Origin of the sequence: Mycobacterium sp. UNC410CL29Cvi84 (assembly GCF_000686745.1) — a bacterium.
GTDB lineage: Bacteria > Actinomycetota > Actinomycetes > Mycobacteriales > Mycobacteriaceae > Mycobacterium > Mycobacterium mucogenicum_B.
In genome coordinates this window covers 92,448-114,797 of record NZ_JMLM01000011.1, presented here as the reverse complement: position 1 = coordinate 114,797, position 22,350 = coordinate 92,448, and the positions used below count along the sequence as shown (strand labels likewise).

Here is a 22,350-nt window from a genome sequence, read left to right as displayed (position 1 = left end):
TCGGGCTTGACGAGCCGTCCGATCACGGCGGTCCGGCCTTGTATCCCACTCCTCGAACGGTGAGCACCACCTGCGGGTTCTCCGGGTCCTTCTCGACCTTGGCCCGCAGTCGCTGCACGTGGACGTTCACCAGGCGGGTGTCTGCCGGATGGCGGTAGCCCCACACCTGTTCGAGCAGCACGTCACGAGTGAAGACCTGGCGCGGCTTCCGGGCGAGGGCCACGAGCAGGTCGAACTCCAGCGGAGTCAGCGAAATCTGCTCACCCTGCCGGGTCACCTTGTGGGCCGGCACGTCGATGTCGACGTCGGCGATGGACAGCATCTCCGCCGGCTCGTCGTCGTTGCGGCGCAACCGCGCGCGCACCCGCGCCACCAGCTCCTTCGGCTTGAAGGGCTTCATCACGTAGTCGTCGGCGCCGGACTCCAGGCCCAGCACCACGTCGACCGTGTCGGTCTTGGCGGTCAGCATGACGATCGGCACGCCCGAGTCGGCGCGCAGCACACGGCACACGTCGATGCCGTTCATTCCGGGCAGCATGAGGTCCAACAGCACCAGATCCGGGCGCAGCTCGCGGACCGCGGTCAGCGCCTGGCTGCCGTCACCGATGACGGCGGTGTCGAAGCCTTCGCCCCGCAGCACGATGGTGAGCATCTCGGCCAGAGATGGGTCGTCGTCGACGACCAGAATGCGTTGCCTCATGGCGTCCATGGTGTCACCACATCGCGATAAAGCTGTGATCTCCGATGGGTGTTTTGCCTCCAACCTGACAACTTACTGGTAGGGGCGGCGGCCGAATCACCCCAGCAGCCGGCCGGCCAACTCCCCCGGGTCGACGTCCGGAGCGACCAAAGCCCAACGGCCGACCCAGTTTTCGGCCGCGAGCGCGGTGTACACCGCTGCGGTCCGGCCCTGCAGGCCACCGTCGCGCTCGTAGGCGTCGCGGGTTCGCGTCACATCCTGAGCTTCCCGGCGCGCCGCCCTTTCCGCGGCAAGGCCGGTCGGCACATTCAGATAGAGCTGCCAATCCGGCACCGGCAGCGCCAACCGCTCGAACTCCAGCTCCCGCACCCAGGCGACCACCTCCCCGCCCGCGCCCTGATGCAGCCGGGCCGCGCTGTAGGCCGCGTTGGAGGCCACGTACCGATCGAGGATGACAACGTCGTGAGTGCTCCTCAGTTCCGCGATCTCGGCCTTGGCGCCGGCACGGTCGAGCGCGAACAGCATCGCCATGGCGTACACCGACTCGGCGAGGTCGCCGTGCCGGCCATGGAGCGCCTCGGCCGCGATATCCGCCTCGACCGAGCGGCCGTAGCGCGGGAACGCCACGGTGGTCACCGACTTGCCGCGGGCCTCGAACTGCGCCCGCAGCCCCTGGGTCAGCGTGTTCTTCCCCGCACCATCGACGCCTTCGATTGCGATCAGCACGTGGCGAGACTAGTTGCTGGATTCGATATATCTGATGCGCGACGTCACAGAAACATCGCAGAAATCACGTGGTGACGCCCGCTGAGTACTTTCGCGCGATGGCGACCACCATGCAACCGCCGAAAAGCGAGATGATCCGGCTCGCGAACAAGCCACCTTGGTACAAGTCGCTTTTCGTGCAGCTGCTCGTCGCGATCGTCGCCGGCATCCTCGTCGGCTGGCTGCAGCCGAAGGTCGGCGCCGACCTCAAGCCGCTCGCCGACGGCTTCATCAAGCTGATCAAGATGCTGATCGCGCCGATCATCTTCTGCACCGTCGTGCTGGGCATCGCACACGTCGGCGACCTCAAGTCGGTCGGCCGGATCGGCGTGAAGGCGTTGATCTACTTCGAGGCGGTGACCACCTTCGCGCTGCTCTTCGGGCTGGTGGTCGGCAACATCGTCAAACCCGGCGCCGGTTTCCACGTCGACGCCGCCACGCTGGCGAGCGGGGCCGACGCGATCGCAAAGAAGACCCAGAACAAGGAACTGCCGCACACCGTCGATTTCCTGCTGAACATCATCCCCGAGTCGATATTCAAGGCGTTCACCGAGAACAACCTGCTGCAGGTGCTGTTCTTCGCCGTCTTGTTCGGGCTCGCGTTGGCGAAGTTCGGTGAGAAGGGCCCGCCCGTCGTCCTCGAGATCGTCGACCACCTGAGCCACGTGTTCTTCACCGTCATCGGCTGGGTTATGCGACTGGCGCCGCTCGGCGCCTTCGGGGCGATGGCCTACATCATCGGCCAGTACGGCATCGGCTCCCTGAGCAGTTTCGCCAAGCTGATCGGCTGTTGCTATCTCGCGGCCGCGCTCTTCATATTGGTGCTCGGGGCCGTCGCGAAGGTCTTCGCGGGGGTGAACTTGTGGAAGTTCGTCGTGTACATCAAGGACGAGTTGTTCCTTGCGCTGGGCACTGCCTCCACCGAGGTCGTGCTGCCGCGCATCATGGCCAAACTGACCAATGCCGGATGTTCGCGCACCACCACAGGACTGGTGGTGCCGACCGGGTACTCGTTCAATCTCGACGGAGCGACCCTCTATCTCTCGATCTGTGTGCTGTTCCTGGCCCAGGCGCTGGGCGTGAACCTGAGCCTCGGTGAGCAGATCACCGCGGTGCTGGTGCTGATGCTGACGTCGAAGGGCATGGCCGGAGTTCCCGGGTCGTCGTTCCTCGCGCTGTCAGCGACCGTCGCCGCCATCGGTCATGGAGCCATCCCGGTCGCCGCGGTGGCCCTGCTCCTGGGCGCCGACCGCATCATGGACTCGATGCGCGTCTCGGTGAACCTGCTGGGCAACTGCGTCGCGACGTTCGTGGTGGCCAATTGGGAGGGCCAGCTCGACAAAGACCGTCTGCGCAAGGTCCTCGACGGCCAAGACGTGCCGCCGCTCGAAGAGCCTGACCCTATTGGGGATGCGGCCGTACACCCCTGAAAGTCTGGCTATTTCAGGGGTATTCATGCCGCACTCAAAGTGGCGGCGGGATGTTTTGTTGCTCTGCGGGGTCGGCGGCCGCAGCCTCGGCGGCTTCCCGTTCTTGGCGTTCTTTGCGTAGGCGGTCGAAGGCTTCTTGTGCGGCTTCGCGTTCGTCGATGTCGGCTTGGTTGAGGGCGCGTTCGTAGGCGATCTGTTGGGCCTGGTTTTGGGTGCGGGTGCGGCGGCGGATGGGCATCATGATGCCCCGGCCGGGGGCCGGTGGGGTGTCCAGATCGGGGGCGTCCGGTGGCGGACCGTCCGGTAGTGGGGTGTCGGTGATCGTGCGGGGGAACAGGATTCGGCTTTCGGGCACGCTGGTGTAGGTGTGGCCGGTGGGTGCGGTCCACACGATGGTGCCGTCCGGTTGTTGACGGTCCTGCCAGCCGTCGGGCCGCCGTAGAAGGTTTTGAGCAGGTGGTGTTTTCGGCATTTCGGGTTGAGGTTGCCCGGATGCGTCGGCCCGGCCGGCCACGGAATCGTGTGGTCGAGGTCGCAGTGGGTGGCGGGCTGGTCGCAGCCGGGGAACATGCATGTCATGGCCCGCATGCGGACGAACTCATCCATCGCGACCGAGGGCCGGTAGCGGGGCACTCCGACGAGGTCCGTGGCCGAGGCGACGGTGCGGACTTTGGCGCCGCGGGCCACCAGATCAGCCAATACCGCCGGTGGCACTACGCCGCCGCCGAGGACATAACCGACCGGGGTGCGCACCGGCGCCGGGGGCTTAGTGACACCGGCTACCGGAGCGGGACTGGGCGTCAACTCAGCCGCGGGCGCGGGCGCGGGGTCGCAGGCCGGCTCGACTACCGCAGGGGCCGGCGTTTCGGCCGACTGCGTATCGGCTGCCGGTGCGGGGTCGGGCATCGGAGTCGGCGCTGTGTTGTTCAGGGGCGCAGGTGCGGGCGTGAAGACCGCCTCGGGTGTGGGCTCACGTTCGGCTGTGGGCTCGGGCGCGAAGTCCGACTCAGGCGCAGGCGGGGCAGGTGCAGGCGGTACGAGCGGCGCGGCCGGGTCCCCGCTGAGTAGCGGGTCCGCCACCGGGACCGGCAGTGCATTGGTGAGTACATGAATCATCACCGCGGTCGCCCGAGCGTCGGGTCCGGCGGCCGGGCAGTCGGGATTACCGCACTGGCAGGCCAGCCGATCCCCACGAGCCGCCAGCACCCCCAGCGCATCGGCACGGCGCTGCCCGAAAGTGCGCGGATCGTTCTCACACACCTGCCGAGCCATCTCGGTCAGCACCCGGTCCAGCAGCTCGGCATCGGTGGCCAGGAGTGCACCCCAGATCGACGCGACCCCGGTCTCATCGTCCGGCTTGCCGATCCCGACCCCGCGGCGGCGGGCCGCCGAGCGCACCTTGATCACCGCAGCCGGATCGAACTTCTGCACCCAGCCGTCGATCTTGCGTTCAATCTTCTTGCGCGACAACCCCGCCCACTCACACAACGCCCCCGCCAACGCGGCATCAATGACAGCGAGAGTGTTGAGGTCCTCCACCAGGCGGGTACGCCAGCAGATCGTCCCGACCGTTCTTGCCGAGACGCCGCCGTCGGCGAACACCGCCGCCACCTTCGGTAACCGGAAGCGCAACGCGACCGCGATCGACAACTGCCCCGACACTTCGCGCTTCCCCAGCCCCAGCGCCGCTCCGACTTCGGCGACGGCAGCATCCCAGCCATCGCACGCCCACCACTGCCGGCCATCCTGATCGTCGACACGCAACATCGCCAGGTCGGCAATCGCCGTGAACTTCCCGCACTCGGCGATATTCGACACCCGCGCGAAATGGATCATCGCGTCGACCACGGAGACGTCGTGCACGAGAACTCCCGTGCCATCGACGCCCACACGTTCGAACATGTGTTCGAGTCTACCGCCAGATCCGGAATCTGTCACGAAAACGGCGAACACACCGATAACCCCTTCAGGACACGATCGAACGTTTTCCATCGCTCCTACGTGTCATTGGGTATAGGACCGGAAGGACCCTGAGATGCGTACTGCACTAATAACTCTCATAGCTCTCACTGCCACTGCTGCCGTACTGGCCCCCGCCGCACCCGCAGCCGCAGAGTCGGCGATCGTCACCATCGGCCAGCTGGAGGCCGAGGGATTCCACGTGAACGTCGACCGGGTGGGTTCCGCGCCCCTGGATCAGTGCGTGGTGACCAGCGTCCGCAACCCGCAGGAACAGACCCGGCTCATCCGAGTGGACGGCCCCGGCAACCGGGATCAGATCATCCGTGTGGTGGTACGACGGACCATCACGGTGTCGCTGAACTGCAGCAAGTAGCCGCGATTTCAGTTCGCGATCACCGGCAACGTGATCGACGACGGATGGGCGGGGTCGTGCAGGATTGTCTGCGTCGCAACGACGGTCGCCGCATCCCGCCCGAACGGCGCACCGGTGTTGGGATTCGGCGCGAACTGCGGGTAGTCGCTGCTGGAAATCTCCACCCGCACCCGGTCCCCCGGCTTGAGTTGGTAACTGGTGGGCCAGATTTGGATGCGGTACTGGTACGCCTGCACGGGGACGATCGGCGTCGGCTCCGACAACGAGTCGCGGAACGATGCCCGGAGAATCCCGTTGTTCAGGTTGATGGCCGTGCCGTCAGGCTTGACCACCACCAACTTGGCCGTGAAATCGGTATCCACAGCTGAGGATTGGGCCCAGAGCGTGACAGTGGCCGCCCCGGTGATCTCGGTGTCATGTGAGACCGGATCGCCGGTGTACACCAGCACGTCGGAGCGCTGTTCGACCGGCGTCTGGTCGTACGGCCCTTGCGGACCGGACTTCGCACCACAACAGGAGTGCCCACCCAGGCTCGGTGCCGGATTCAGCGGATCGTAGGTGTAGGTGTCGGGCGGCTGCGGTCCGGGCAGCACCGGCAACAGCTTGCCGTCGCGGTCCGCGCTGCCGCCAGCACCGGAGAGGTAGTAGTTGATCCATTGCGTCTGCGGCAGTGGCCAATTGGTCGCCGTCTTCCAGGTATTGGCGCCCATGGTGAAGTAATCGACCCGCGGCTTGCCGGCCACCCCGTTGTCGACGCCCTTCAGGAAGTGGTCGAACCAGGCCAGCATCAGCTCATTGATCGGGCTGTTGCCCACCGCCCCAATGTCCTTGAGCATCGGGGCGGGTTCGGAATCGGGCCGTCCCCACGCGACGTGGTCCCACGGCCCGATCACCAGCCGCTGGTTCGTACGCGCAAAGTCGTTGGCGCCGTGAGCCACCATCCCGGCGAAGTTCTCCACGCCGCCGGCCAGGAACGCGTCGTACCAGCCCTCGAAGTGCAGCACCGGAATTCGCACCGCCGGATACCGGTCTCGAATGCTGACCTGCTGCCAGAAGGCATCGCGCGTGTTATGCCGAACCCAGTCGAAGTACCACGGCGCCACCGCCGGATTGTGCGGCTGCATCGGTGGCAGGTCCTGCTGCGGACGGAAATTCAGCCATCGCGTCGGGTCGGCCCCGGCGTCCCGCAACAGCCGCTCGGCTTCACCGTCCCGGCGGTTCTGCGCGGCGCCGAGCGCAATCGACTCGATGGCCCACGGCTGCACGAACGCCAGGCGGAACTCGCCGCCCTCGTAGGTCCAGCCGTCGTAGTAGTCGGACGCGGTGTTGGCGGGCGCGATCGTCACCAGATGCGGCGGCGCCGTCACCGCCGCAAGCCATTGCGTCGCACCGACATACGACGATCCGTACATGGCGACCTTGCCATTGGCACCGGGCAGGCCGGCTGCCCATTCGACGGTGTCGTAGCCGTCGGCCATGTCGTTGGTGAACTCGCTGAACACCCCGCCGGAACTCCCCTGGCCCCGAACATCTTGAACCACAACGAGATAGCAGTGCGAGGCAAACCAGTCCGGCGGTTCGTAGCGCTCCGGCGAGGTCTGCGCCCCGGACTTGCCGTACTGCGTGCGCATGAGCAGCACCGGCACCGGGTCAGCAGTCCGGGGACGGTAGACGTCGGCTCGCAACACGACCCCGTCGCGCATGGTGGCACCGACATCGCGTTCGGTATCGACGGCGCATGAGCCCCGACCCGTCGCAGCAGGGAATGGAGAAGCGAGCGGACGGTCCGCGCCACAGGCAGCCAGCAGAGCCAGCACCACCACGAACGCCGTCACGCGGATCAGAGCGCGCACAGCACCACGCTAGACGGTTACGACGGCGCCGGTCCGCCCGACTTCGTCGTGAGCACCAGGACGTTCGCGTCACGGTCGAGGAACGCCTGCGTGGTCATGCCCGGACCGGAGAAGTGGTTGTTGAGTTCGGGCCCCGAAAGGTACGGACCGCCGGGCAGTTCCGACTGCAGAATCTTCTGCACCGTCGGTTGCCGGTCGGTATCGGTCGGGTGGTATTCCGCCAGCAGTCGGGTGGTCTCCGCCGGGGGCAGCTTGATGACCGCGTCGATCCAGTTGACCTTGCCGGCCAGGCTGGGATCGCCACTGTTGTTCCAGGTGACCCACACCGCCTCGTCGGGTTTGCGCAGCTGCGGGAACTGCCAGACCAATTGCTGCACGTCATGCCGCACCATCTCCGGCGGTATCGGCGGGCCCTTCACCGCAGGCGACGCGGAGCCGAAGATGTCCAGGCTGCCGAGATTGACGCCGTCGCAGCCCGTCAACGTGACGCCGGCCACAGCCAGCAACGCGAGGGGTGTTCCCCATCGGTTCTTCCGCATTGCCGACGTCCCTTCACGAGGGTGCCCTGGTGTGCGGAGATTCTAACGCCGAGATCCGCTCGCCAGCAGATCTTCAGCAAACATCGGAATGTGGTGCCGAACACAATATTGTCGCGCAATGCAATATACGGGCGGCGATTCTGCCGGCGGTCAGCTAATTCCTCGATGTGTGCCGAGCTCAGGAAATGCGAAAACCCCCAATTCCCGTGGGAATTGGGGGCTTTCGAGTGTGCTGGCGCGGACAGCGCAAACAGACCGCGAACAGACTCAGTAGCGGTAGTGCTCCGGCTTGTACGGGCCGTCGACGTCGACGCCGATGTACTCGGCCTGCTCCTTGCTGAGCTTGGTCAGCGTGCCGCCGAGAGCCTCGACGTGGATGCGCGCGACCTTCTCGTCGAGGTGCTTGGCCAGTCGGTAGACCTCGTTGTCGTACTCGTCATTCTTGGTCCACAGCTCGATCTGGGCGATGACCTGGTTGGAGAACGAGTTCGACATCACGAACGACGGGTGGCCGGTGGCGTTGCCCAGGTTGAGCAGACGACCCTCGGACAGCACGATGATCGACTTGCCGCTGTCACCGAAGGTCCACAGGTCGACCTGCGGCTTGATGTTCAGCTTGGTGGCGCCCGACTTCTCGAGGGCCGCCATGTCGATCTCGTTGTCGAAGTGGCCGATGTTGCCCAGGATGGCCTGGTTCTTCATGGCCTTCATGTGCTCGAGCAGGATGATGTCGAAGTTGCCGGTCGCGGTGATGACGATGTCGGCCTCGGGGATGCCCTGCTCGACGGTGACGACGTCGAAGCCGTCCATCAGCGCCTGCAGCGCGTTGATCGGGTCGATCTCGGTGACCGCGACGCGCGCGCCCTGGCCGGCCATCGACTCGGCACAGCCCTTGCCGACGTCGCCGTAGCCGCAGATCAGCACCTTCTTGCCGCCGATCAGCACGTCGGTGCCGCGGTTGATGCCGTCGATCAGCGAGTGGCGGGTGCCGTACTTGTTGTCGAACTTGCTCTTGGTGACCGAGTCGTTGACGTTGATGGCCGGGAACGCCAGCTCACCCGCGGCGGCGAACTGGTACAGCCGCAGCACGCCGGTGGTGGTCTCCTCGGTGACACCCTTGACCGACTCGGCGATCTTGGTCCACTTGGTCTTGTCCTTCTCGAAGCCGTTGCGCACGAGCTCCAGGAAGACCTTCCACTCGGCCGAGTCGTCTTCCTCGGCCGGGGGCACGACGCCCGCCTTCTCCCACTGCGCACCGCGCAGCACGAGCATGGTGGCGTCGCCGCCGTCGTCCAGGATCATGTTCGCCGGTTCACCCGGCCAGGTCAGCATCTGCTCCGCGGCCCACCAGTACTCCTCCAGCGTCTCGCCCTTCCAGGCGAAGACCGGGGTGCCCTGGGGCTCCTCGACGGTGCCGTGCGGGCCGACGACGACGGCCGCGGCCGCGTGGTCCTGGGTGGAGAAGATGTTGCAGGACGCCCAGCGCACCTCGGCGCCCAGAGCGGTCAGCGTCTCGATCAGCACCGCGGTCTGCACCGTCATGTGCAGCGAGCCGGAGATGCGCGCGCCCTTGAGCGGCTGCACGTCGTGGTATTCGCGGCGAAGCGCCATCAGGCCGGGCATCTCGTGCTCGGCGAGGCGAATCTCCTTGCGCCCGAACTCGGCCTCGGACAAATCGGCGACCTTGTAGTCGATGCCGTTACGGACGTCTGCCTTCAATTCCGTCATGGATTAGAGCCCCATTCATTCGTTCCACTGGAGTGACCCCATGGCCTGCGGGCTCGCGGGACAGGCGCCAGGGAACTACTCGAATGGCGCGCTGACGGCTACGGGGTATCCCCACTACCGTAACGGTCGGCGAACGGCGTCATGAGCCGGGCCAGGTCAGCGGCCACATCGTGGTCCGCTTCCGGTGGCATTGACACGTAACTGATCGCCAGCCGGACGATCGCGCGCGCCAGCACGCCGGCGTCGTCGTCCGAAATCTGCACCCAGCTGCCGCGGAACGCCTCGGTGAGACGCTGCGAGCAGTGCGAGATGATCGGCGCGCTGTCGGTGGTGATGATCTGCAGCAGATCGGGCTTGGCGACGCCGGTGAGCAACGAGATGACCAGCGGATCGGACGCCGATTCGGTGAAGAACATCCGGAAGCCCTGCAGGAAAGCGGACTCGATATCGCCGACGTTGGCGTAGATGGCGTGCTCGACGGCGTCGACCAGGCGGTCGGCGAGGCGCATCGCGTACCCCTCGGCCAGGCCCTGGCGCGAGCCGAATTCGTTGTAGATGGTCTGCCGACTGATGCCGGCCGCACGCGCGACGTCGGACAGCGTGATCGATGACCAGTCCTTGGCCAGCAACAGCTCTCGCATGCCGTCGAGGATCGAGTGCCGCAGCAAGACCCGGGAGGCCTCGGCGTACGGCACCCGAGGTGCCGCGGGGCGCGGCACCTCGGGTCCGTCCGGTACTGCGGCCGCGGCGGTCACGACGCCACGACCTCCACCATGTCGAAGTCGGACTTGGCGGCGCCGCAGTCCGGGCAGCTCCAGTCCTCGGGGATGTCGGCCCAGCGGGTGCCGGGGGCGATGCCGTCCTCCGGCCAGCCCTTCTCCTCGTCGTACTCGAAGCCGCACTGCAGGCAGACGAACTTCTTGAACGGCTCGCTCATGAACTCACTCCTACTGACTCGAAATCGACCTTCTCGCGCACCGCGCAGTCCGGGCAGCACCAGTCGTCGGGGACATCGTCCCACGCCGTGCCCGCCGGGAATCCTTCACGCGGAGCGCCTTTGGCCTCGTCGTAGACATAACCACAGCCCGGGCACTGGTAGGCACTCATGCGGCCGCACCTGCCCCGTACTTGGCCAGCACCTTGTCGCGCACCCGGGGGTGGACGTTGACCTTGGTGATGTCGCCGTCGTAGTGCTCGATGACCCGGTGGTCCATCATCCGGCGCCACAGCGGCGGGATGTACGTCAGGCCGATCAGCGTCGCGTAGCCACTGGGCAGGTTCGGTGCGCCGTCGATGCTGCGCAGCGTCTGGTAGCGACGCGTCGGGTTGGCGTGATGGTCGCTGTGCCGCTGCAGGTGGTACAGGAACAGGTTGGTGACGATGTGGTCGGAGTTCCAGCTGTGCACCGGGGCGCAGCGCTCGTAGCGGCCGCTCTCGGTCTTCTGCCGCAGCAGGCCGTAGTGCTCCAGGTAGTTGACCGACTCCAGCAGGCTGAGTCCGTAGATGCCCTGGATGAGGACGAACGGGATGAGCGCCGGACCGAACACCGCGATCAGGATGCCGAAGAACACCACCGACATGAGCCACGCGTTGAGGACGTCGTTCTTGAGATAGGTGCGCGGGTCCCACGGGCTGCGGCCGAGGCGACGGATGCGCTGGGCCTCCAGCTCGACCGACGACTTCAGGGCGCCCCACACGGTACGCGGCAGGAACTCCCAGAAGTTCTCACCGAAGCGCGCCGAGGCGGGGTCCTCCGGGGTCGCGACGCGGACGTGGTGACCGCGGTTGTGCTCGATGTAGAAGTGGCCGTAGAACGTCTGCGCCAGGGTGATCTTGGCCAGCCAGCGCTCCAGGTTCTCCTTCTTGTGCCCCATCTCGTGAGCGGTGTTGATGCCGACGCCGCCGAGGACACCGACCGACAGCGCGACACCGAGCTTGGCCCACCAGTCCAACCCGCCGTCGAAGCCGAGCCAGCTCAGGTCCTTGGCGGTGAACAGGTACGCGCCGAGGATGACGCTGGCGTACTGGAACGGGATGTAGACGTAGGTGCAGTAGCGGTAGTACTTGTCGTTCGCCAGCTGCTCCATCATCTCGTCGGGCGGGTTCTCCCCGTCGGGCCCGAACTTCAGATCGAGGATCGGCAGCAGCACGTAGAGCAGGCCCGGGCCGATCCACAGCGGCACCTGCGCGAGCGCATGCCAGCCGGCCTGGTTCAGTGCCCAGATCAGCGGGAGCATCACGAACAGCGCGGTGGGCGCGATCAGGCCCATGAGCCACAGATGGCGCTTGCGATCGCGCCACTGCTCAGTGTTGACGTCGGATACCTCGACTGACACGGGTCCACCTCCATTGGTTGGGCCGACAACTTGTGATCTTGACTATAGATGGCATTTTGTCGCCGGTCTAGACAATGGAGGCATTTTTGTAAAACGGCTTGTGGCAGCCGTCACCGCCGCAGGTGACTGCGGTTTTCGGCGGCGTCAGCCGCGGTAGAGGTCGGGCTCGATGTAGATGATGCGAGCGTTGGGCACCGCGGCGCGGATGGTGACCTCGGCGGCGTCGATCGTGGCGGCCACGGTCGCCAGATCGGTGTTCGGCGCCAGCGCGATCTTCACGCCGACGAGCATCTCCTCCGGCCCCAGGTACTGGGTCCGCAGGTGGATGACGCGGTCGATGTGCGGCGTCTGCTCCAGCGCATTGCGGATGGCGCCGGTCTCGTCGACCGTCGCGCCCTCACCGATCAGCAGGCTCTTCATCTCGACCATCAGCACCACCGCGATGACGCCCAGCAGCACACCGATCGCCGCGGTGCCGACGCCGTCCCACACCGGGTCACCCGTCAGCATCGACAGGCCGACACCGAACAGGGCCAGCACCAGACCGATCAGGGCACCGGAGTCCTCCAGCAGCACCACCGGCAGCTCCGGGTTACGCGAGGTCCGGATGAACCGCCACCAGCTGCCGGCTCCCTTGAGCGGACGCGATTCCTTCACCGCGGTGTAGAAGCTGTAGCCCTCCAGCCCGATCGCCACGACCAGGATGGCCACGGCGACGATGGGCGACGACAGCGGCTCGGGGTGGGTGATCTTGTGGTAGCCCTCGTACAGCGCGAACATCGCGCCCAGGCTGAACAGGACCAGCGCCACCACGAACGAGTAGAAGTAGCGGCTGCGGCCGTAGCCGAACGGGTGCAGATGGTCGGCGTCCTTGCGCGCCTGCCGCTGCCCCCACAGCAGCAGCCCCTGGTTGGACGTGTCCGCCAGCGAGTGCACCGACTCCGCGAGCATCGACGAACTGCCCGTGATCAGGAAGCCGACGAACTTCGCCGCCGCGATCCCGGCATTGGCCAACAGTGCCGCGATGATCGCGCGCGTACTCCCCGAGGCCGACATGACCTGCCCTTTCGTAGGTTTTTTCTAGATCCCCACCGTCGCACGGAACACCGTCGACGGCTCGTCAGCCACCAACCGCACGGGGCCCTCCCCGGCGGCGATCCAGACGGCGGCCCCCTTGTTCAGGGTCAGCTCACCACCTGCGGAATGCACCTGCACCCGGCCCCGCGTGCCCAGCAGAATCTGCGGGCCGGCGTGCCCCCGGGGCACCTCGACCTCGGCGCCCACCCGGTCGTCGTCGATCCGCAGGATCGACACCGCGAATTCCGGTGCGGGCGTGTCGAAAACGTCCTCGACACCGTCGTCGGTGGGCCGCGGATGGATCGGCCGACCGTCGGTCGGGGTGAAGTCGAGCACCCGCAGGAGTTCCGGCACATCCACGTGCTTGGGTGTCAGTCCACCGCGTAACACGTTGTCGGAGTTGGCCATCACCTCGAAACCCATGCCGTGCAGGTAGGCGTGCAGGTTGCCGGCAGGCAGATAGATGCCCTCGCCCTCGACCAGGCTGATGCGGTTGAGCAGCATGGCGGCCAGCACCCCGGCATCGCCCGGGTACCGTTCGCCGAGTTCGAGCACCGTCTTGGCCTCGGCCGCGAATTCGGTTGCCCCCGAACGGATGTAGTTCACCGCGCCGTCGAGGACAGCGGGCACCAGCACGTCGAGATCGGGCTGCGGCAGGGTGATCCAGGTCGTGAAGACGGCCCGTAGGCCCGCCGCGTCCGACTGGCCGGCCAGCAGGTTGATGTACGGATCGAGGTCGGACACCGCCAGCGCCCGCATGAGCTCGACGGTGCGGGCCACGGGCCGGAAGCCGGCGAGCGCCTCGAACGGGCCGAGGGCCACGATCAACTCGGGCTTGTGGCTGCGGTCCCGGTAGTTGCGGTCGCGCGCGTTGAGGGCAATGCCTTGGCGCTCTTCACGATTGAAGCCCTCGGCAGCCTGTTCGGCACTGGGATGCGCCTGCAGCGACAGCGGTTCGTCGGCGGCAAGCACCTTCGCCAAGAACGGCAACGACTCACCGAACCGCGCCAGGACCTCGGGCCCCAGCTCGCCGGCGGGATCGGCCCGGATGACCTCCAGCAGCGACACGTCCCCGTCGGCCGTCTCCAGCCGCGCCGGGTCCCCCGGGTTCGCACCCAACCACAGTTCGGCCTCGGGATGCGCTGTGGGACTGGGTCTTCCGGCGAATTCGGCCAAGGCGGTACGGGACCCCCAGGCGTAGTTCCTGACCGCGCCTCGTAGCAGATGCACTATGTCTAACCTCGAACCAGTTTCAGGTACACGGCCGTCATCTCCAGCCGGACCGCCAGCATCGCGATCTGTTGTTCCAAGCGACTACCCGGCACCTGCAGCCCCGCATCGGGCACGTCGTCGGCACTCAGTACGTCGACATCGCCACCGAGCGCGTCCATCCGGGCGATCACGCCGGGACGCTCCTCGTCGGCACACAGCACGACGGTGCGGACCCGGGCCGGCACCGGTCCGTCGATCTCGGGGTCGTGGAAAAGCGCGTCCTCGTAAGACATTTCGACGGTCTGGCGGCCGAGCCCGCCGTGCAGCGCCACCAGGGCGTCGGAGCCGCCGGTCGCGGTCACGAGCTGATGGGCCACCCGCAGCAGCACCGTCGCAGCATGGCGGACCAGCGCCAGCATGGCCGCGCCCTCACCGGCCAGCACCACCTGCCGGCCCGACATCCGCTCGGCCAGGTTCTTGGCCGGGTTGGTGAAAATCTCGCGGGTCGCGCTGTTGCGCAGGGCCTCGGCGTCCAACTCGTCGGCCAGGGCATCCAGGTCGATGCGCAGCGCCGGGTCGACGACCATCATCGTCGCCAGGCCCGCGGCCAGGTAGCGGGTGAGGCCGAAGTCGTCGGGCACCGACAGTCGCGGCGGCAGCACCACCGCGCGGCCGGCGGCGGCATCGCGCAGCGGACCGTCGTTGGGCGCCACCACGATCACGCGGGCACCGCGGCGCACCCCGGTCGCCACTGCCGTCACCAGCGCCGGGTCGGCCGCGTCGTCACCGGCCACCACCACGACGTCCAGTGCGCCGATCCACGGCGGAATGTCCGGGGTGACCACGAGCGGGATCGGCGACGTCGCGCCGAGCGCGGCGGCCAGCACGGTCCCGGCCGCACCGGACGCTCCCGATGCCCCTCGTCCGCACACCCACGTGACGGTCCGCGGCCGTTGATCCGAGCGCAGTTCGTCGAGTTCGCCTTCAGTGAGCGCCGCGGCGACCGCGCGGGTCTGCGCACCTGCCATCGACGCCGCCCGCAGCAGGCCGTCGCGGTCGGCCGCGATCAGACCGTCGACATCGTCGAGGTCGAGGGTCGCCGGGGCGGCACTCATGGCAGCGACCCACCAGTGCGCCCGCTGACCGCCTTGATCTGCGCCGCGATGTGCGCCACGATCTCGTCGACCTCCACACGCGTGCGGGATTCGACGTTGAGCCGCAACAGCGGTTCGGTGTTGGAGCTGCGCAGGTTGAACCAGCGCCCGTCGCCGAGGTCGACCGTCACGCCGTCGAGTTCGTCGGTCGAGACGATGTCGCTGCCGTACGACGTGAGGACCGCCTGCACACACGCCGGTGCGTCGGCGACGGTGAAGTTGATCTCGCCCGACGCCTCGTACCGCTGGTACTTGGCCATCAGTTCGGACAGCGGACGGTCCTGTTCCCCGAGTGCGGCCAGCACGTGCAGCGCCGCGAGCATGCCGGAGTCGGCACCCCAGAAATCGCGGAAGTAGTAGTGCGCCGAATGCTCGCCGCCGAAGATCGCGTTGGTCTCGGCCATCAGCGCCTTGATGTACGAATGGCCGACGCGCGAGCGCACCGCCGTGCCGCCGCGCTCGGCGATCAGCTCCGGCACCGCCCGCGAGGTGATCAGGTTGTGGATGACGGTCGCGCCGGACTCGCGGGCCAGCTCGCGATCGGCGACCAGCGCCGTCACGGCCGACGGTGACACAGGGTCGCCCTTCTCGTCGACGACGAAGCAGCGGTCGGCGTCGCCATCGAACGCCAGACCGATATCTGCACCGTTCTCCACGACGTGCTTCTGCAGGTCCACCAGGTTGGCCGGGTCCAGCGGGTTGGCCTCGTGATTGGGGAACGTGCCGTCCAGCTCGAAGTACAACGGCAGCAAGGTGATCGATCCGACGGTGCCCAGCACGGCCGGCGTGGTGTGCCCGCCCATGCCGTTTCCGGCGTCGACCGACACCCGCAGCGGACGCAGCGACGACACGTCGACCAGCGAACGCAGGAAGGTGCCGTACTCGGCGAGCACGTCGCGCTCCTCGACCTTGCCCGTGGCGCCGTCGTGACCGGGCACGCCGTCGGTGACCTCACCGCTGATTTCGGTCAGGCCGGTGTCCTTACCGACGGGCTTGGCGCCCGCCCGGCACAACTTGATGCCGTTGTAGGCGGCCGGGTTGTGGCTGGCCGTGAACATGGCGCCCGGGCAGTCGAGCAGACCCGAGGCGAAGTAGAGCTGGTCGGTCGACGCCAGCCCGATCCGGACGACGTCCAGACCCTGGGCGGTGACGCCGTCGGCGAACGCCGCCGCCAATGACGGTGAGCTGGGCCGCATGTCGTAACCGACCGCCACCCGGGTGGCGCCCTCGGCGCGCATCAACCGGGCGAACGCACCACCGACGTCGGCGACGAACGACTCGTCGATCTCCTCGCCGACCAGCCCACGCACGTCATATGCCTTGATGACACGCTGTACAGAGGCAGCTGGCCGAGACATAGCCCTCCCGATCTCATCGTTCGCAGACCACTGCATACCGAGGGTCTGTGACAGTCAGCCTATCGGCTGACCCATGTGCCCGCGGACGGTCGGTGGGGTTCGGTAGGACTTGGGTCGCTAACTCTCAGGCGGATCCGGCAACACCCGCAGATGACCGCGGCGTCGCCCATTGTGTTGCGTGCGCGGTGCGGGCGGCGCCATGACGGTGCCGCCGGGCGTGCCGGCGTGGCTGCCGGGCAGCGGATCGGTGAAACCTGTTGGGATGCCACCGCGAGATGGCGCGTCGTGCCCCTCGCGCACCGCGTCGGCGAGCGCGACGAGGTCGTCATCCTCGGAGGGCGTGGGCAGCGGACCGGCGTGGCGGACCAGCTCCCATCCCCGGGGCGCGGTGATGCGACTGGCGTGCGACACACACAGGTCCCACGAATGCGGCTCCGACACGGTGGCCAACGGACCTACGACTGCCGTGGAATCCGAATAGACAAATGTCAGCGTCGCCACGGCGTAGTGCGGGCAACCTGGCCGGCAGCAGCGACGGGGAACATTCACTCGGCGAGATTATCGCGCCGCCGACGCGCCCACTGCCGGACACGCGCGTCGCGGGCGCGTCGATCTCCAACCGTTACTATCGGCCGATGGCCCACTCGCGTGTGCGCCGCCGTCGCGGCATGCGCGGCCCGCTCCTCCCCCCGACCGTTCCCGGATGGCGCAGTCGCGCCGAGCGATTCGACATGGCGGTCCTCGAGGCCTACGAACCCATCGAGCGCCGCTGGAGCAATCGGGTGTCCGGACTCGACGTCGCGGTCGACGAGATTCCGCGGATCTCCCCCAAGGATCCCGATGCCATCCAGTGGCCGCCCGAGGTGATCGCCGACGGGCCGGTGGCGCTGGCGCGGCTCATCCCGGCCGGGGTGGATGTTCGGGGTAATTCGACACGGGCGCGAATCGTCTTGTTCCGCAAGCCCATTGAACGGCGGGCGAAGGACTCCGTTGACCTCGCCGACCTGTTGCACGAAATTCTCGTGGCGCAGGTAGCCACTTATCTCGGCGTTGAACCGTCGGTGATCGACCCGACCATCCTGGACGACTAGGTCGGTCGATCTACCCGCGTGCGCGGTACGTCAGATGACGCCGCGCTTGATCCGCCGGCGCTCGCGCTCCGACAGACCGCCCCAGATGCCGAAGCGCTCGTCGTGCGCCAGGGCGTACTCGAGGCACGCGTCGCGCACCTCGCAACCCTGGCAGATGCGCTTGGCTTCGCGGGTCGAGCCACCCTTCTCGGGGAAGAAAGCCTCGGGGTCGGTTTGCGCGCACAGGGCACGCTCCTGCCACTGGTCTTCCGTGAGCTCGGGATCGTTGTCGATGTGATCAGGCACCAGACTCAACTGCGGCCGTCCTCCGACGACGTGCTGAATAGGTCCGGTGTTCGTGTGCGGTGCGGTCCCAACAGAGCCGAGCATCCGCCCGTCGAACTGCACCACGTGATCGAAATCTGCGTGTTCGTAAGACATTTGCCGCCTCCTCCCCTGCTTTACGTAGTTTTCAAACGGAGTCCAACTACTTGCCCTGCGTGCCGTGAGTGGCGATCAATATTCGAACAAACGGTCGAATCTCGGTCTGCTGCACCGGAACCGGTAAACAAACCGGGAATGACACTGTTGTGATTACACACGGGTTAGCTGCCACGGTCAAGCGGATGAAGCGCATTTCCTACCATCTTGTGACCTGAATACGGCGCGTCGTTACCGCGGCGTGTCGCGATAGTGACCAATAACACGCTGCCGCACAACGCAGTTGGCAATGGCGATAACTGATACGGCTGTTACTCAAGTGAATACTGAGGTTTAAAGTTTGCTGCGCGCCGAATTGCCTTCCGGGCGCGTCATTCCACCCGCGCGTCATCGCCTAGGGTGAGTCGACGTGAAGGTCACGGTTCTGGTCGGTGGCGTCGGCGGCGCTCGTTTTCTGCTCGGCGTCCAGAAACTGCTGGGGTTGGGTCAATTCGCCGAACCCGGTGCGGAGCCCTCCCCGCACGAACTCACCGCGATCGTCAATGTCGGTGACGACGCCTGGATGTTCGGCGTCCGCATCTGCCCCGACCTCGACACCTGCATGTACACCCTCGGCGGCGGCATCGACCCCGAACGCGGCTGGGGCCACCGGAACGAAACCTGGCACGCCAAGGAAGAGCTCGCGGCGTACGGCGTGCAGCCGGACTGGTTCGGACTCGGCGACCGCGACCTGGCCACGCACCTGGTGCGCAGCCAGATGCTGCGGGCCGGCTATCCGCTGTCCCAGGTGACCGAGGCGTTGTGCGACCGCTGGCAGCCCGGCGCCCGGCTGCTGCCCGCCAGCGACGAGCGCAGTGAAACCCACGTGGTGGTAACCGATCCCGAATCGGGCAATCAGCGCGCCATCCACTTCCAGGAATGGTGGGTGCGCTACCGCGCGCAAATCCCCACCCACAGCTTCGCGTTCATCGGCACCGAGAAGGCAAAGGCTGCACCGGGAGTCGCCGACGCCATCGCCGGCGCCGACGTCGTGCTGCTGGCTCCGTCGAATCCGGTCGTCAGCATCGGCGCGATCCTGGCGGTGCCCGGCCTGCGCAGCGCGCTGCGGTCCACCCCGGCTCAGGTGATCGGCTACTCCCCGATCGTCGCCGGAAAGCCGTTGCGCGGGATGGCCGATGACTGCCTCAAGGTGATCGGCGTCGACAGCACCTCCGAGGCCGTTGGCGCGCACTACGGCGCCCGCAGCGCGACCGGCATTCTCGACGGCTGGCTCATCGACGAGGGCGACCACGCCGAGATCGACGGTGTCAACGTCAAGGCCGTGCCGCTGCTGATGACCGATCCGGCGGCCACGGCCGAGATGGTCCGGGCCGGACTCGAACTGGCCGGGCTTCAGCTGTGACCGAGCATGGCGCCGCGGCCGCCATCGAAATCCTTCCGGTGCCCGGGCTTCCCGAATTCCGCCCCGGCGACGACGTGGCCGCCGCCATCGCCGCTGCCGCCCCCTGGCTGCGCGACGACGACGTACTGGTGGTCACCAGCAAGGTGCTGTCCAAATCCGAGGGGCGGATCGTCGCCGCGCCGACCGACCCTGACGAGCGGGACGCCCTGCGGCGCAGGCTGATCGATGACGAGGCGGTGCGGGTGCTGGCGCGCAAGGGCCGCACCCTGATCACCGAGAACGCCATCGGGCTGGTCCAGGCCGCCGCCGGCGTCGACGGATCCAACGTCAGCACAACCGAGTTGGCACTGTTGCCGGTCGACCCCGACGGCAGCGCGGCCCGGCTGCGCGCCGGCCTGGCCGAACGGCTGGGCGTGACCGTCGCCGTCGTCATCACCGACACCATGGGCCGGGCCTGGCGCAACGGCCAGATCGATGCCGCCATCGGCGCGGCCGGACTGGCCGTGCTGCACGGATATTCCGGTGTCCAGGACACCCACGGCAACGAGCTGCTGGTGACGGAGGTCGCCATCGCCGACGAGATCGCGGCCGCCGCCGACCTCGTCAAGGGCAAGCTCACCGGCATCCCGGTCGCCGTGGTGCGGGGCCTGTCACCGCGCGACGACGGCTCGAACGGCCGGACCCTGGTGCGCGCCGGGGAGGAAGATCTGTTCTGGCTGGGCACCGAGGAAGCACTGGCCCTGGGGCGCAGGCAGGCTCAGCTGATGCGCCGTTCGGTGCGTACGTTCAGCGCCGAGCCCGTGGCACCGGAGCTCATCGAGGACTCCGTCGCCGAGGCGCTCACCGCGCCCGCGCCGCACCACACCCGGCCGGTGCGGTTCGTCTGGGTGCAGGACCACGACACGCGAATCCGGTTGCTGGACCGCATGAAAGACAAGTGGCGCACCGACCTGACCTCCGACGGGCGCCCGGCCGACTCCGTCGACCGGCGCGTGGGCCGCGGCCAGATCCTCTACGACGCACCGGAACTCGTCATCCCGTTCCTGGTTCCAGATGGCGCGCACAGCTATCCGGACGCGGCGCGTACGGAGGCCGAGCACACCATGTTCACCGTCGCGGTGGGCGCGGCCGTGCAGGGACTGCTGGTGGCGCTGGCGGCGCGCGACGTCGGCAGCTGCTGGATCGGTTCGACGATCTTCGCCGGCGACATCGTGCGCGCCGAGCTCGAGCTGCCGGCCGACTGGGAACCGTTGGGCGCCATCGCCATCGGTCACTTCCCGGAGAGCGACGAGCCACGCCGGCCGCGACCACCCGTGCCGACGGACGAACTGCTGATCCGTCGATGAGCGAGTCGTTGCACGCCTCGGTCGTCTCCGCGTTGCGCGACTGGGCGGCACCCGATCCCGATCAGGACACCCTGCGGCACGCCGTCGCCGCCTTCGTCGAGGCCCGGCCCGACGCCTGCCGGCGCGCCTGCGTACCCGGGCACATCACGGCGTCGGCATTGGTGCTCGACCACACCCGGACCAAGGCCCTGCTCACGCTGCACCCGCGGTTGGGTCGCTGGGTTCAGCTCGGCGGTCACTGCGAGGACGTCGACACCGACATCCGCGCCGCGGCACTGCGCGAGGCCACCGAGGAATCCGGTATCACCGGACTGGAGATCGCCGAGTTTCCCGCGGCGCTGCACGTCCACGCACTGACGTGCTCACTGGGCGTCCCGACCCGGCATCTCGACGTGCAGTATCTGGCCATCGCACCGGAGCACGCCGAAATTCACTGCAGCGACGAATCGCTGGATCTGCAGTGGTGGCCCCTGGCCGCGCTACCGGACCCGGACCCGGGACTGGAGCGGCTCGCGCGGGCCGCTCAGACGTCCGTCGAGTAACGAATACCGCCGTCCGGGATGGTGACACCGGGCCACACCCGCGCGCCGCGCAGCAGCTCGCACCGGGCGCCGATGTTGGCACCGTCGCCGATGACGCCGTCACGGATCAACGCCCGCGGGCCGATCCGGGCGCCGAACCCGACGATGGACCGTTCGATCACCGAACCGGCCTCGATCTTGACGCCGTCGAAGATCACCGCACCGTCCAGCCGGGCGCCGGCGCCGATCTCCGCGCCGCGGCCCACCACGGTCCCGCCGATCAGCAGCGCACCGGGCGCGACCGCGGCACCTTCGTGCACCAGGCTCTCGCCGCGGTGCCCGTCGAGTACCGGCGACGGTGCGATACCGCGCACCAGATCCGCTGAGCCACGGACGAAGTCGTCGGGCGTGCCCATGTCACGCCAGTAGCTGGCGTCGACGTAACCGCACACCTTGAAACCGTCGGACAGCAGCTTCGGGAACACCTCGCGTTCGACCGATACCTCACGGCCGGTGGGGATCTCGTCGATCACCGCACGCTGGAACAGATAGCAGCCCGCGTTGATCTGATCGGTCGGCGGGTCCTGCGTCTTCTCCAGGAACGCCGTCACCACACCCTCGGAATCGGTTGGCACACAACCGAACGCACGCGGATCACTCACCCGCACGAGGTGCAGCGTGACATCGGCCTGCCGCTCGCGGTGGCTGGCCACCATCGCGCCGAGATCCAGCCCGGAGAGCACGTCGCCGTTGAACACCATGGCGGTCGGGTGGCGCAGCTTGGGCGCCACGTTGGCGATACCGCCACCGGTGCCCCGGGCCTCCTCCTCCACCACGTACTCGATCTCCAGGCCCAGCTTGGAGCCATCGCCGAATTCCGCCTCGAAGACCTCCGCCTTGTAGGAGGTGCCCAGCACCACGTGGCGGATACCCGCGGCGGCGATCCGGGCGAGCAGATGGGACAGGAACGGCACCCCCGCCGTCGGCAACATCGGCTTGGGCGCCGAGAGGGTCAGCGGGCGCAGTCGTGTGCCCTGCCCACCCACCAGGATGACCGCGTCGACGTCAACCGGATTCACCGCG

General features: G+C 67.4%; 23 protein-coding genes and 1 pseudogene. 6 read left to right on the top strand and 18 right to left on the bottom strand.

All coding sequences use genetic code 11. The features are described from left to right. Nucleotides 1-22: 22 nt before the first annotated feature. Entirely contained in the window at nucleotides 23-709 is a 687-nt protein-coding gene (gene mtrA, locus BR47_RS0116780) for a two-component system response regulator MtrA (protein WP_020102929.1), read from the bottom strand. An 87-nt stretch (nucleotides 710-796) separates the two neighbouring features. Then, nucleotides 797-1,426, bottom strand: a complete 630-nt coding sequence (locus BR47_RS0116775) for a dTMP kinase (protein WP_029120215.1) — start codon at nucleotides 1,424-1,426, stop codon at nucleotides 797-799. A gap of 98 nt (nucleotides 1,427-1,524) precedes the next feature. On the opposite strand from BR47_RS0116775, the gene dctA reads away from it, so the two are divergent. After that, nucleotides 1,525-2,895 carry a C4-dicarboxylate transporter DctA gene (gene dctA / locus BR47_RS0116770; protein WP_029120214.1) on the top strand — a complete coding sequence of 457 codons (1,371 nt, stop codon included), beginning with the start codon at nucleotides 1,525-1,527 and terminating at the stop codon, nucleotides 2,893-2,895. Nucleotides 2,896-2,929: 34 nt separating this feature from the next. On the opposite strand, the gene BR47_RS33790 is transcribed toward dctA, so the two are convergent. Then, nucleotides 2,930-3,136 carry a hypothetical protein gene (locus BR47_RS33790; RefSeq protein ID WP_051634852.1) on the bottom strand — a complete coding sequence of 69 codons (207 nt, stop codon included), beginning with the start codon at nucleotides 3,134-3,136 and terminating at the stop codon, nucleotides 2,930-2,932. A 113-nt stretch (nucleotides 3,137-3,249) separates the two neighbouring features. Beyond that, nucleotides 3,250-4,797: pseudogene (locus BR47_RS30765) on the bottom strand (HNH endonuclease signature motif containing protein); the annotation flags it as partial. Nucleotides 4,798-4,930: 133 nt separating this feature from the next. Here BR47_RS30765 and BR47_RS0116760 point away from each other — a divergent pair. Beyond that, nucleotides 4,931-5,230 (top strand): hypothetical protein, encoded by a 300-nt coding sequence (locus BR47_RS0116760; RefSeq protein ID WP_029120213.1) that lies wholly within the window; start codon nucleotides 4,931-4,933, stop codon nucleotides 5,228-5,230. 8 nt (nucleotides 5,231-5,238) lie between these two features. Here the strand turns inward: BR47_RS0116760 and BR47_RS0116755 are convergent, their stop codons facing one another. The 12 genes from BR47_RS0116755 to BR47_RS0116705 form a co-directional block, all read right to left on the bottom strand. Continuing rightward, nucleotides 5,239-7,083: a CocE/NonD family hydrolase gene (locus tag BR47_RS0116755; protein ID WP_029120212.1), complete on the bottom strand. Its 1,845-nt coding sequence runs from the start codon at nucleotides 7,081-7,083 to the stop codon at nucleotides 5,239-5,241. 17 nt (nucleotides 7,084-7,100) lie between these two features. Next, entirely contained in the window at nucleotides 7,101-7,622 is a 522-nt protein-coding gene (locus BR47_RS30760; RefSeq protein ID WP_141772155.1) for a hypothetical protein, read from the bottom strand. Between the two features lie 267 nt (nucleotides 7,623-7,889). Then, nucleotides 7,890-9,350: an adenosylhomocysteinase gene (gene ahcY / locus BR47_RS0116745; RefSeq protein WP_029120211.1), complete on the bottom strand. Its 1,461-nt coding sequence runs from the start codon at nucleotides 9,348-9,350 to the stop codon at nucleotides 7,890-7,892. A gap of 98 nt (nucleotides 9,351-9,448) precedes the next feature. Beyond that, nucleotides 9,449-10,069 (bottom strand): TetR family transcriptional regulator AlkX, encoded by a 621-nt coding sequence (alkX, locus tag BR47_RS0116740; RefSeq protein WP_036421106.1) that lies wholly within the window; start codon nucleotides 10,067-10,069, stop codon nucleotides 9,449-9,451. A gap of 32 nt (nucleotides 10,070-10,101) precedes the next feature. Further along, nucleotides 10,102-10,287 (bottom strand): rubredoxin, encoded by a 186-nt coding sequence (locus tag BR47_RS0116735; RefSeq protein WP_020102918.1) that lies wholly within the window; start codon nucleotides 10,285-10,287, stop codon nucleotides 10,102-10,104. Continuing rightward, nucleotides 10,284-10,457, bottom strand: coding sequence for a rubredoxin (locus tag BR47_RS32680; protein WP_081633492.1), 174 nt, complete (start codon nucleotides 10,455-10,457; stop codon nucleotides 10,284-10,286). The genes BR47_RS0116735 and BR47_RS32680 overlap by 4 nt, the downstream gene beginning before the upstream one ends. After that, entirely contained in the window at nucleotides 10,454-11,686 is a 1,233-nt protein-coding gene (locus tag BR47_RS0116730; RefSeq protein ID WP_029120210.1) for an alkane 1-monooxygenase, read from the bottom strand. The genes BR47_RS32680 and BR47_RS0116730 overlap by 4 nt, the downstream gene beginning before the upstream one ends. A 144-nt stretch (nucleotides 11,687-11,830) precedes the next feature. Beyond that, nucleotides 11,831-12,742: a cation diffusion facilitator family transporter gene (locus tag BR47_RS0116725; protein ID WP_020102916.1), complete on the bottom strand. Its 912-nt coding sequence runs from the start codon at nucleotides 12,740-12,742 to the stop codon at nucleotides 11,831-11,833. Nucleotides 12,743-12,766: 24 nt separating this feature from the next. Beyond that, nucleotides 12,767-13,993: a mannose-6-phosphate isomerase, class I gene (gene manA / locus BR47_RS0116720; RefSeq protein ID WP_029105559.1), complete on the bottom strand. Its 1,227-nt coding sequence runs from the start codon at nucleotides 13,991-13,993 to the stop codon at nucleotides 12,767-12,769. 5 nt (nucleotides 13,994-13,998) lie between these two features. Further along, nucleotides 13,999-15,090 (bottom strand): hypothetical protein, encoded by a 1,092-nt coding sequence (locus BR47_RS0116715; RefSeq protein ID WP_020102914.1) that lies wholly within the window; start codon nucleotides 15,088-15,090, stop codon nucleotides 13,999-14,001. Next, nucleotides 15,087-16,487 (bottom strand): phosphomannomutase/phosphoglucomutase, encoded by a 1,401-nt coding sequence (locus BR47_RS0116710; protein ID WP_029120209.1) that lies wholly within the window; start codon nucleotides 16,485-16,487, stop codon nucleotides 15,087-15,089. The genes BR47_RS0116715 and BR47_RS0116710 overlap by 4 nt, the downstream gene beginning before the upstream one ends. Before the next feature lie 117 nt (nucleotides 16,488-16,604). Beyond that, a complete protein-coding gene (locus BR47_RS0116705) occupies nucleotides 16,605-17,036 on the bottom strand; it encodes a DUF3499 domain-containing protein (protein ID WP_029120208.1) in 432 nt (143 codons plus the stop codon). A 119-nt stretch (nucleotides 17,037-17,155) separates the two neighbouring features. Here BR47_RS0116705 and BR47_RS0116700 point away from each other — a divergent pair, with 119 nt between their 5' ends. Then, nucleotides 17,156-17,578 (top strand): metallopeptidase family protein, encoded by a 423-nt coding sequence (locus tag BR47_RS0116700; RefSeq protein WP_029105556.1) that lies wholly within the window; start codon nucleotides 17,156-17,158, stop codon nucleotides 17,576-17,578. A 30-nt stretch (nucleotides 17,579-17,608) separates the two neighbouring features. On the opposite strand, the gene BR47_RS0116695 is transcribed toward BR47_RS0116700, so the two are convergent. Next, complete coding sequence (locus tag BR47_RS0116695) at nucleotides 17,609-17,872, bottom strand: WhiB family transcriptional regulator (protein WP_225433608.1); 264 nt, start codon at nucleotides 17,870-17,872, stop codon at nucleotides 17,609-17,611. A gap of 535 nt (nucleotides 17,873-18,407) precedes the next feature. Here BR47_RS0116695 and cofD point away from each other — a divergent pair. Genes cofD through BR47_RS0116680 form a run of 3 tightly spaced genes read left to right on the top strand, consistent with a single transcriptional unit; the run spans nucleotide 18,408 to nucleotide 21,288 of the window. Further along, entirely contained in the window at nucleotides 18,408-19,400 is a 993-nt protein-coding gene (gene cofD, locus BR47_RS0116690) for a 2-phospho-L-lactate transferase (protein ID WP_029120207.1), read from the top strand. Beyond that, nucleotides 19,397-20,746 (top strand): coenzyme F420-0:L-glutamate ligase, encoded by a 1,350-nt coding sequence (locus tag BR47_RS0116685; protein ID WP_020102908.1) that lies wholly within the window; start codon nucleotides 19,397-19,399, stop codon nucleotides 20,744-20,746. Before cofD ends, BR47_RS0116685 begins: the two co-directional genes overlap by 4 nt. After that, the gene (locus tag BR47_RS0116680) at nucleotides 20,743-21,288 is read left to right on the top strand and encodes an NUDIX hydrolase (protein WP_029120206.1); all 546 of its coding nucleotides are present in this window, start codon (nucleotides 20,743-20,745) and stop codon (nucleotides 21,286-21,288) included. The genes BR47_RS0116685 and BR47_RS0116680 overlap by 4 nt, the downstream gene beginning before the upstream one ends. On the opposite strand, the gene manB is transcribed toward BR47_RS0116680, so the two are convergent. After that, nucleotides 21,270-22,346 (bottom strand): mannose-1-phosphate guanylyltransferase, encoded by a 1,077-nt coding sequence (gene manB, locus BR47_RS0116675; RefSeq protein WP_020102906.1) that lies wholly within the window; start codon nucleotides 22,344-22,346, stop codon nucleotides 21,270-21,272. The genes BR47_RS0116680 and manB overlap by 19 nt on opposite strands. Nucleotides 22,347-22,350 lie beyond the last annotated feature (4 nt).

Excerpts from the sequence above, each read along its gene's own strand:
- BR47_RS0116715 (WP_020102914.1), bottom strand. The coding sequence starts at position 15,090 with ATGAGTGCCGCCCCGGCGACCCTCGACCTCGACGATGTCGACGGTCTG.
- BR47_RS0116710 (WP_029120209.1), bottom strand. The coding sequence starts at position 16,487 with ATGTCTCGGCCAGCTGCCTCTGTACAGCGTGTCATCAAGGCATATGAC.
- BR47_RS30760 (WP_141772155.1), bottom strand. The coding sequence starts at position 7,622 with ATGCGGAAGAACCGATGGGGAACACCCCTCGCGTTGCTGGCTGTGGCC.
- dctA (WP_029120214.1), top strand. The coding sequence starts at position 1,525 with ATGGCGACCACCATGCAACCGCCGAAAAGCGAGATGATCCGGCTCGCG.
- ahcY (WP_029120211.1), bottom strand. The coding sequence starts at position 9,350 with ATGACGGAATTGAAGGCAGACGTCCGTAACGGCATCGACTACAAGGTC.
- BR47_RS0116725 (WP_020102916.1), bottom strand. The coding sequence starts at position 12,742 with ATGTCGGCCTCGGGGAGTACGCGCGCGATCATCGCGGCACTGTTGGCC.
- BR47_RS0116735 (WP_020102918.1), bottom strand. The coding sequence starts at position 10,287 with ATGAGCGAGCCGTTCAAGAAGTTCGTCTGCCTGCAGTGCGGCTTCGAG.
- BR47_RS0116760 (WP_029120213.1), top strand. The coding sequence starts at position 4,931 with ATGCGTACTGCACTAATAACTCTCATAGCTCTCACTGCCACTGCTGCC.
- BR47_RS0116680 (WP_029120206.1), top strand. The coding sequence starts at position 20,743 with ATGAGCGAGTCGTTGCACGCCTCGGTCGTCTCCGCGTTGCGCGACTGG.
- BR47_RS0116700 (WP_029105556.1), top strand. The coding sequence starts at position 17,156 with ATGCGCGGCCCGCTCCTCCCCCCGACCGTTCCCGGATGGCGCAGTCGC.
- BR47_RS32680 (WP_081633492.1), bottom strand. The coding sequence starts at position 10,457 with ATGAGTGCCTACCAGTGCCCGGGCTGTGGTTATGTCTACGACGAGGCC.
- mtrA (WP_020102929.1), bottom strand. The coding sequence starts at position 709 with ATGGACGCCATGAGGCAACGCATTCTGGTCGTCGACGACGACCCATCT.
- BR47_RS33790 (WP_051634852.1), bottom strand. The coding sequence starts at position 3,136 with ATGATGCCCATCCGCCGCCGCACCCGCACCCAAAACCAGGCCCAACAG.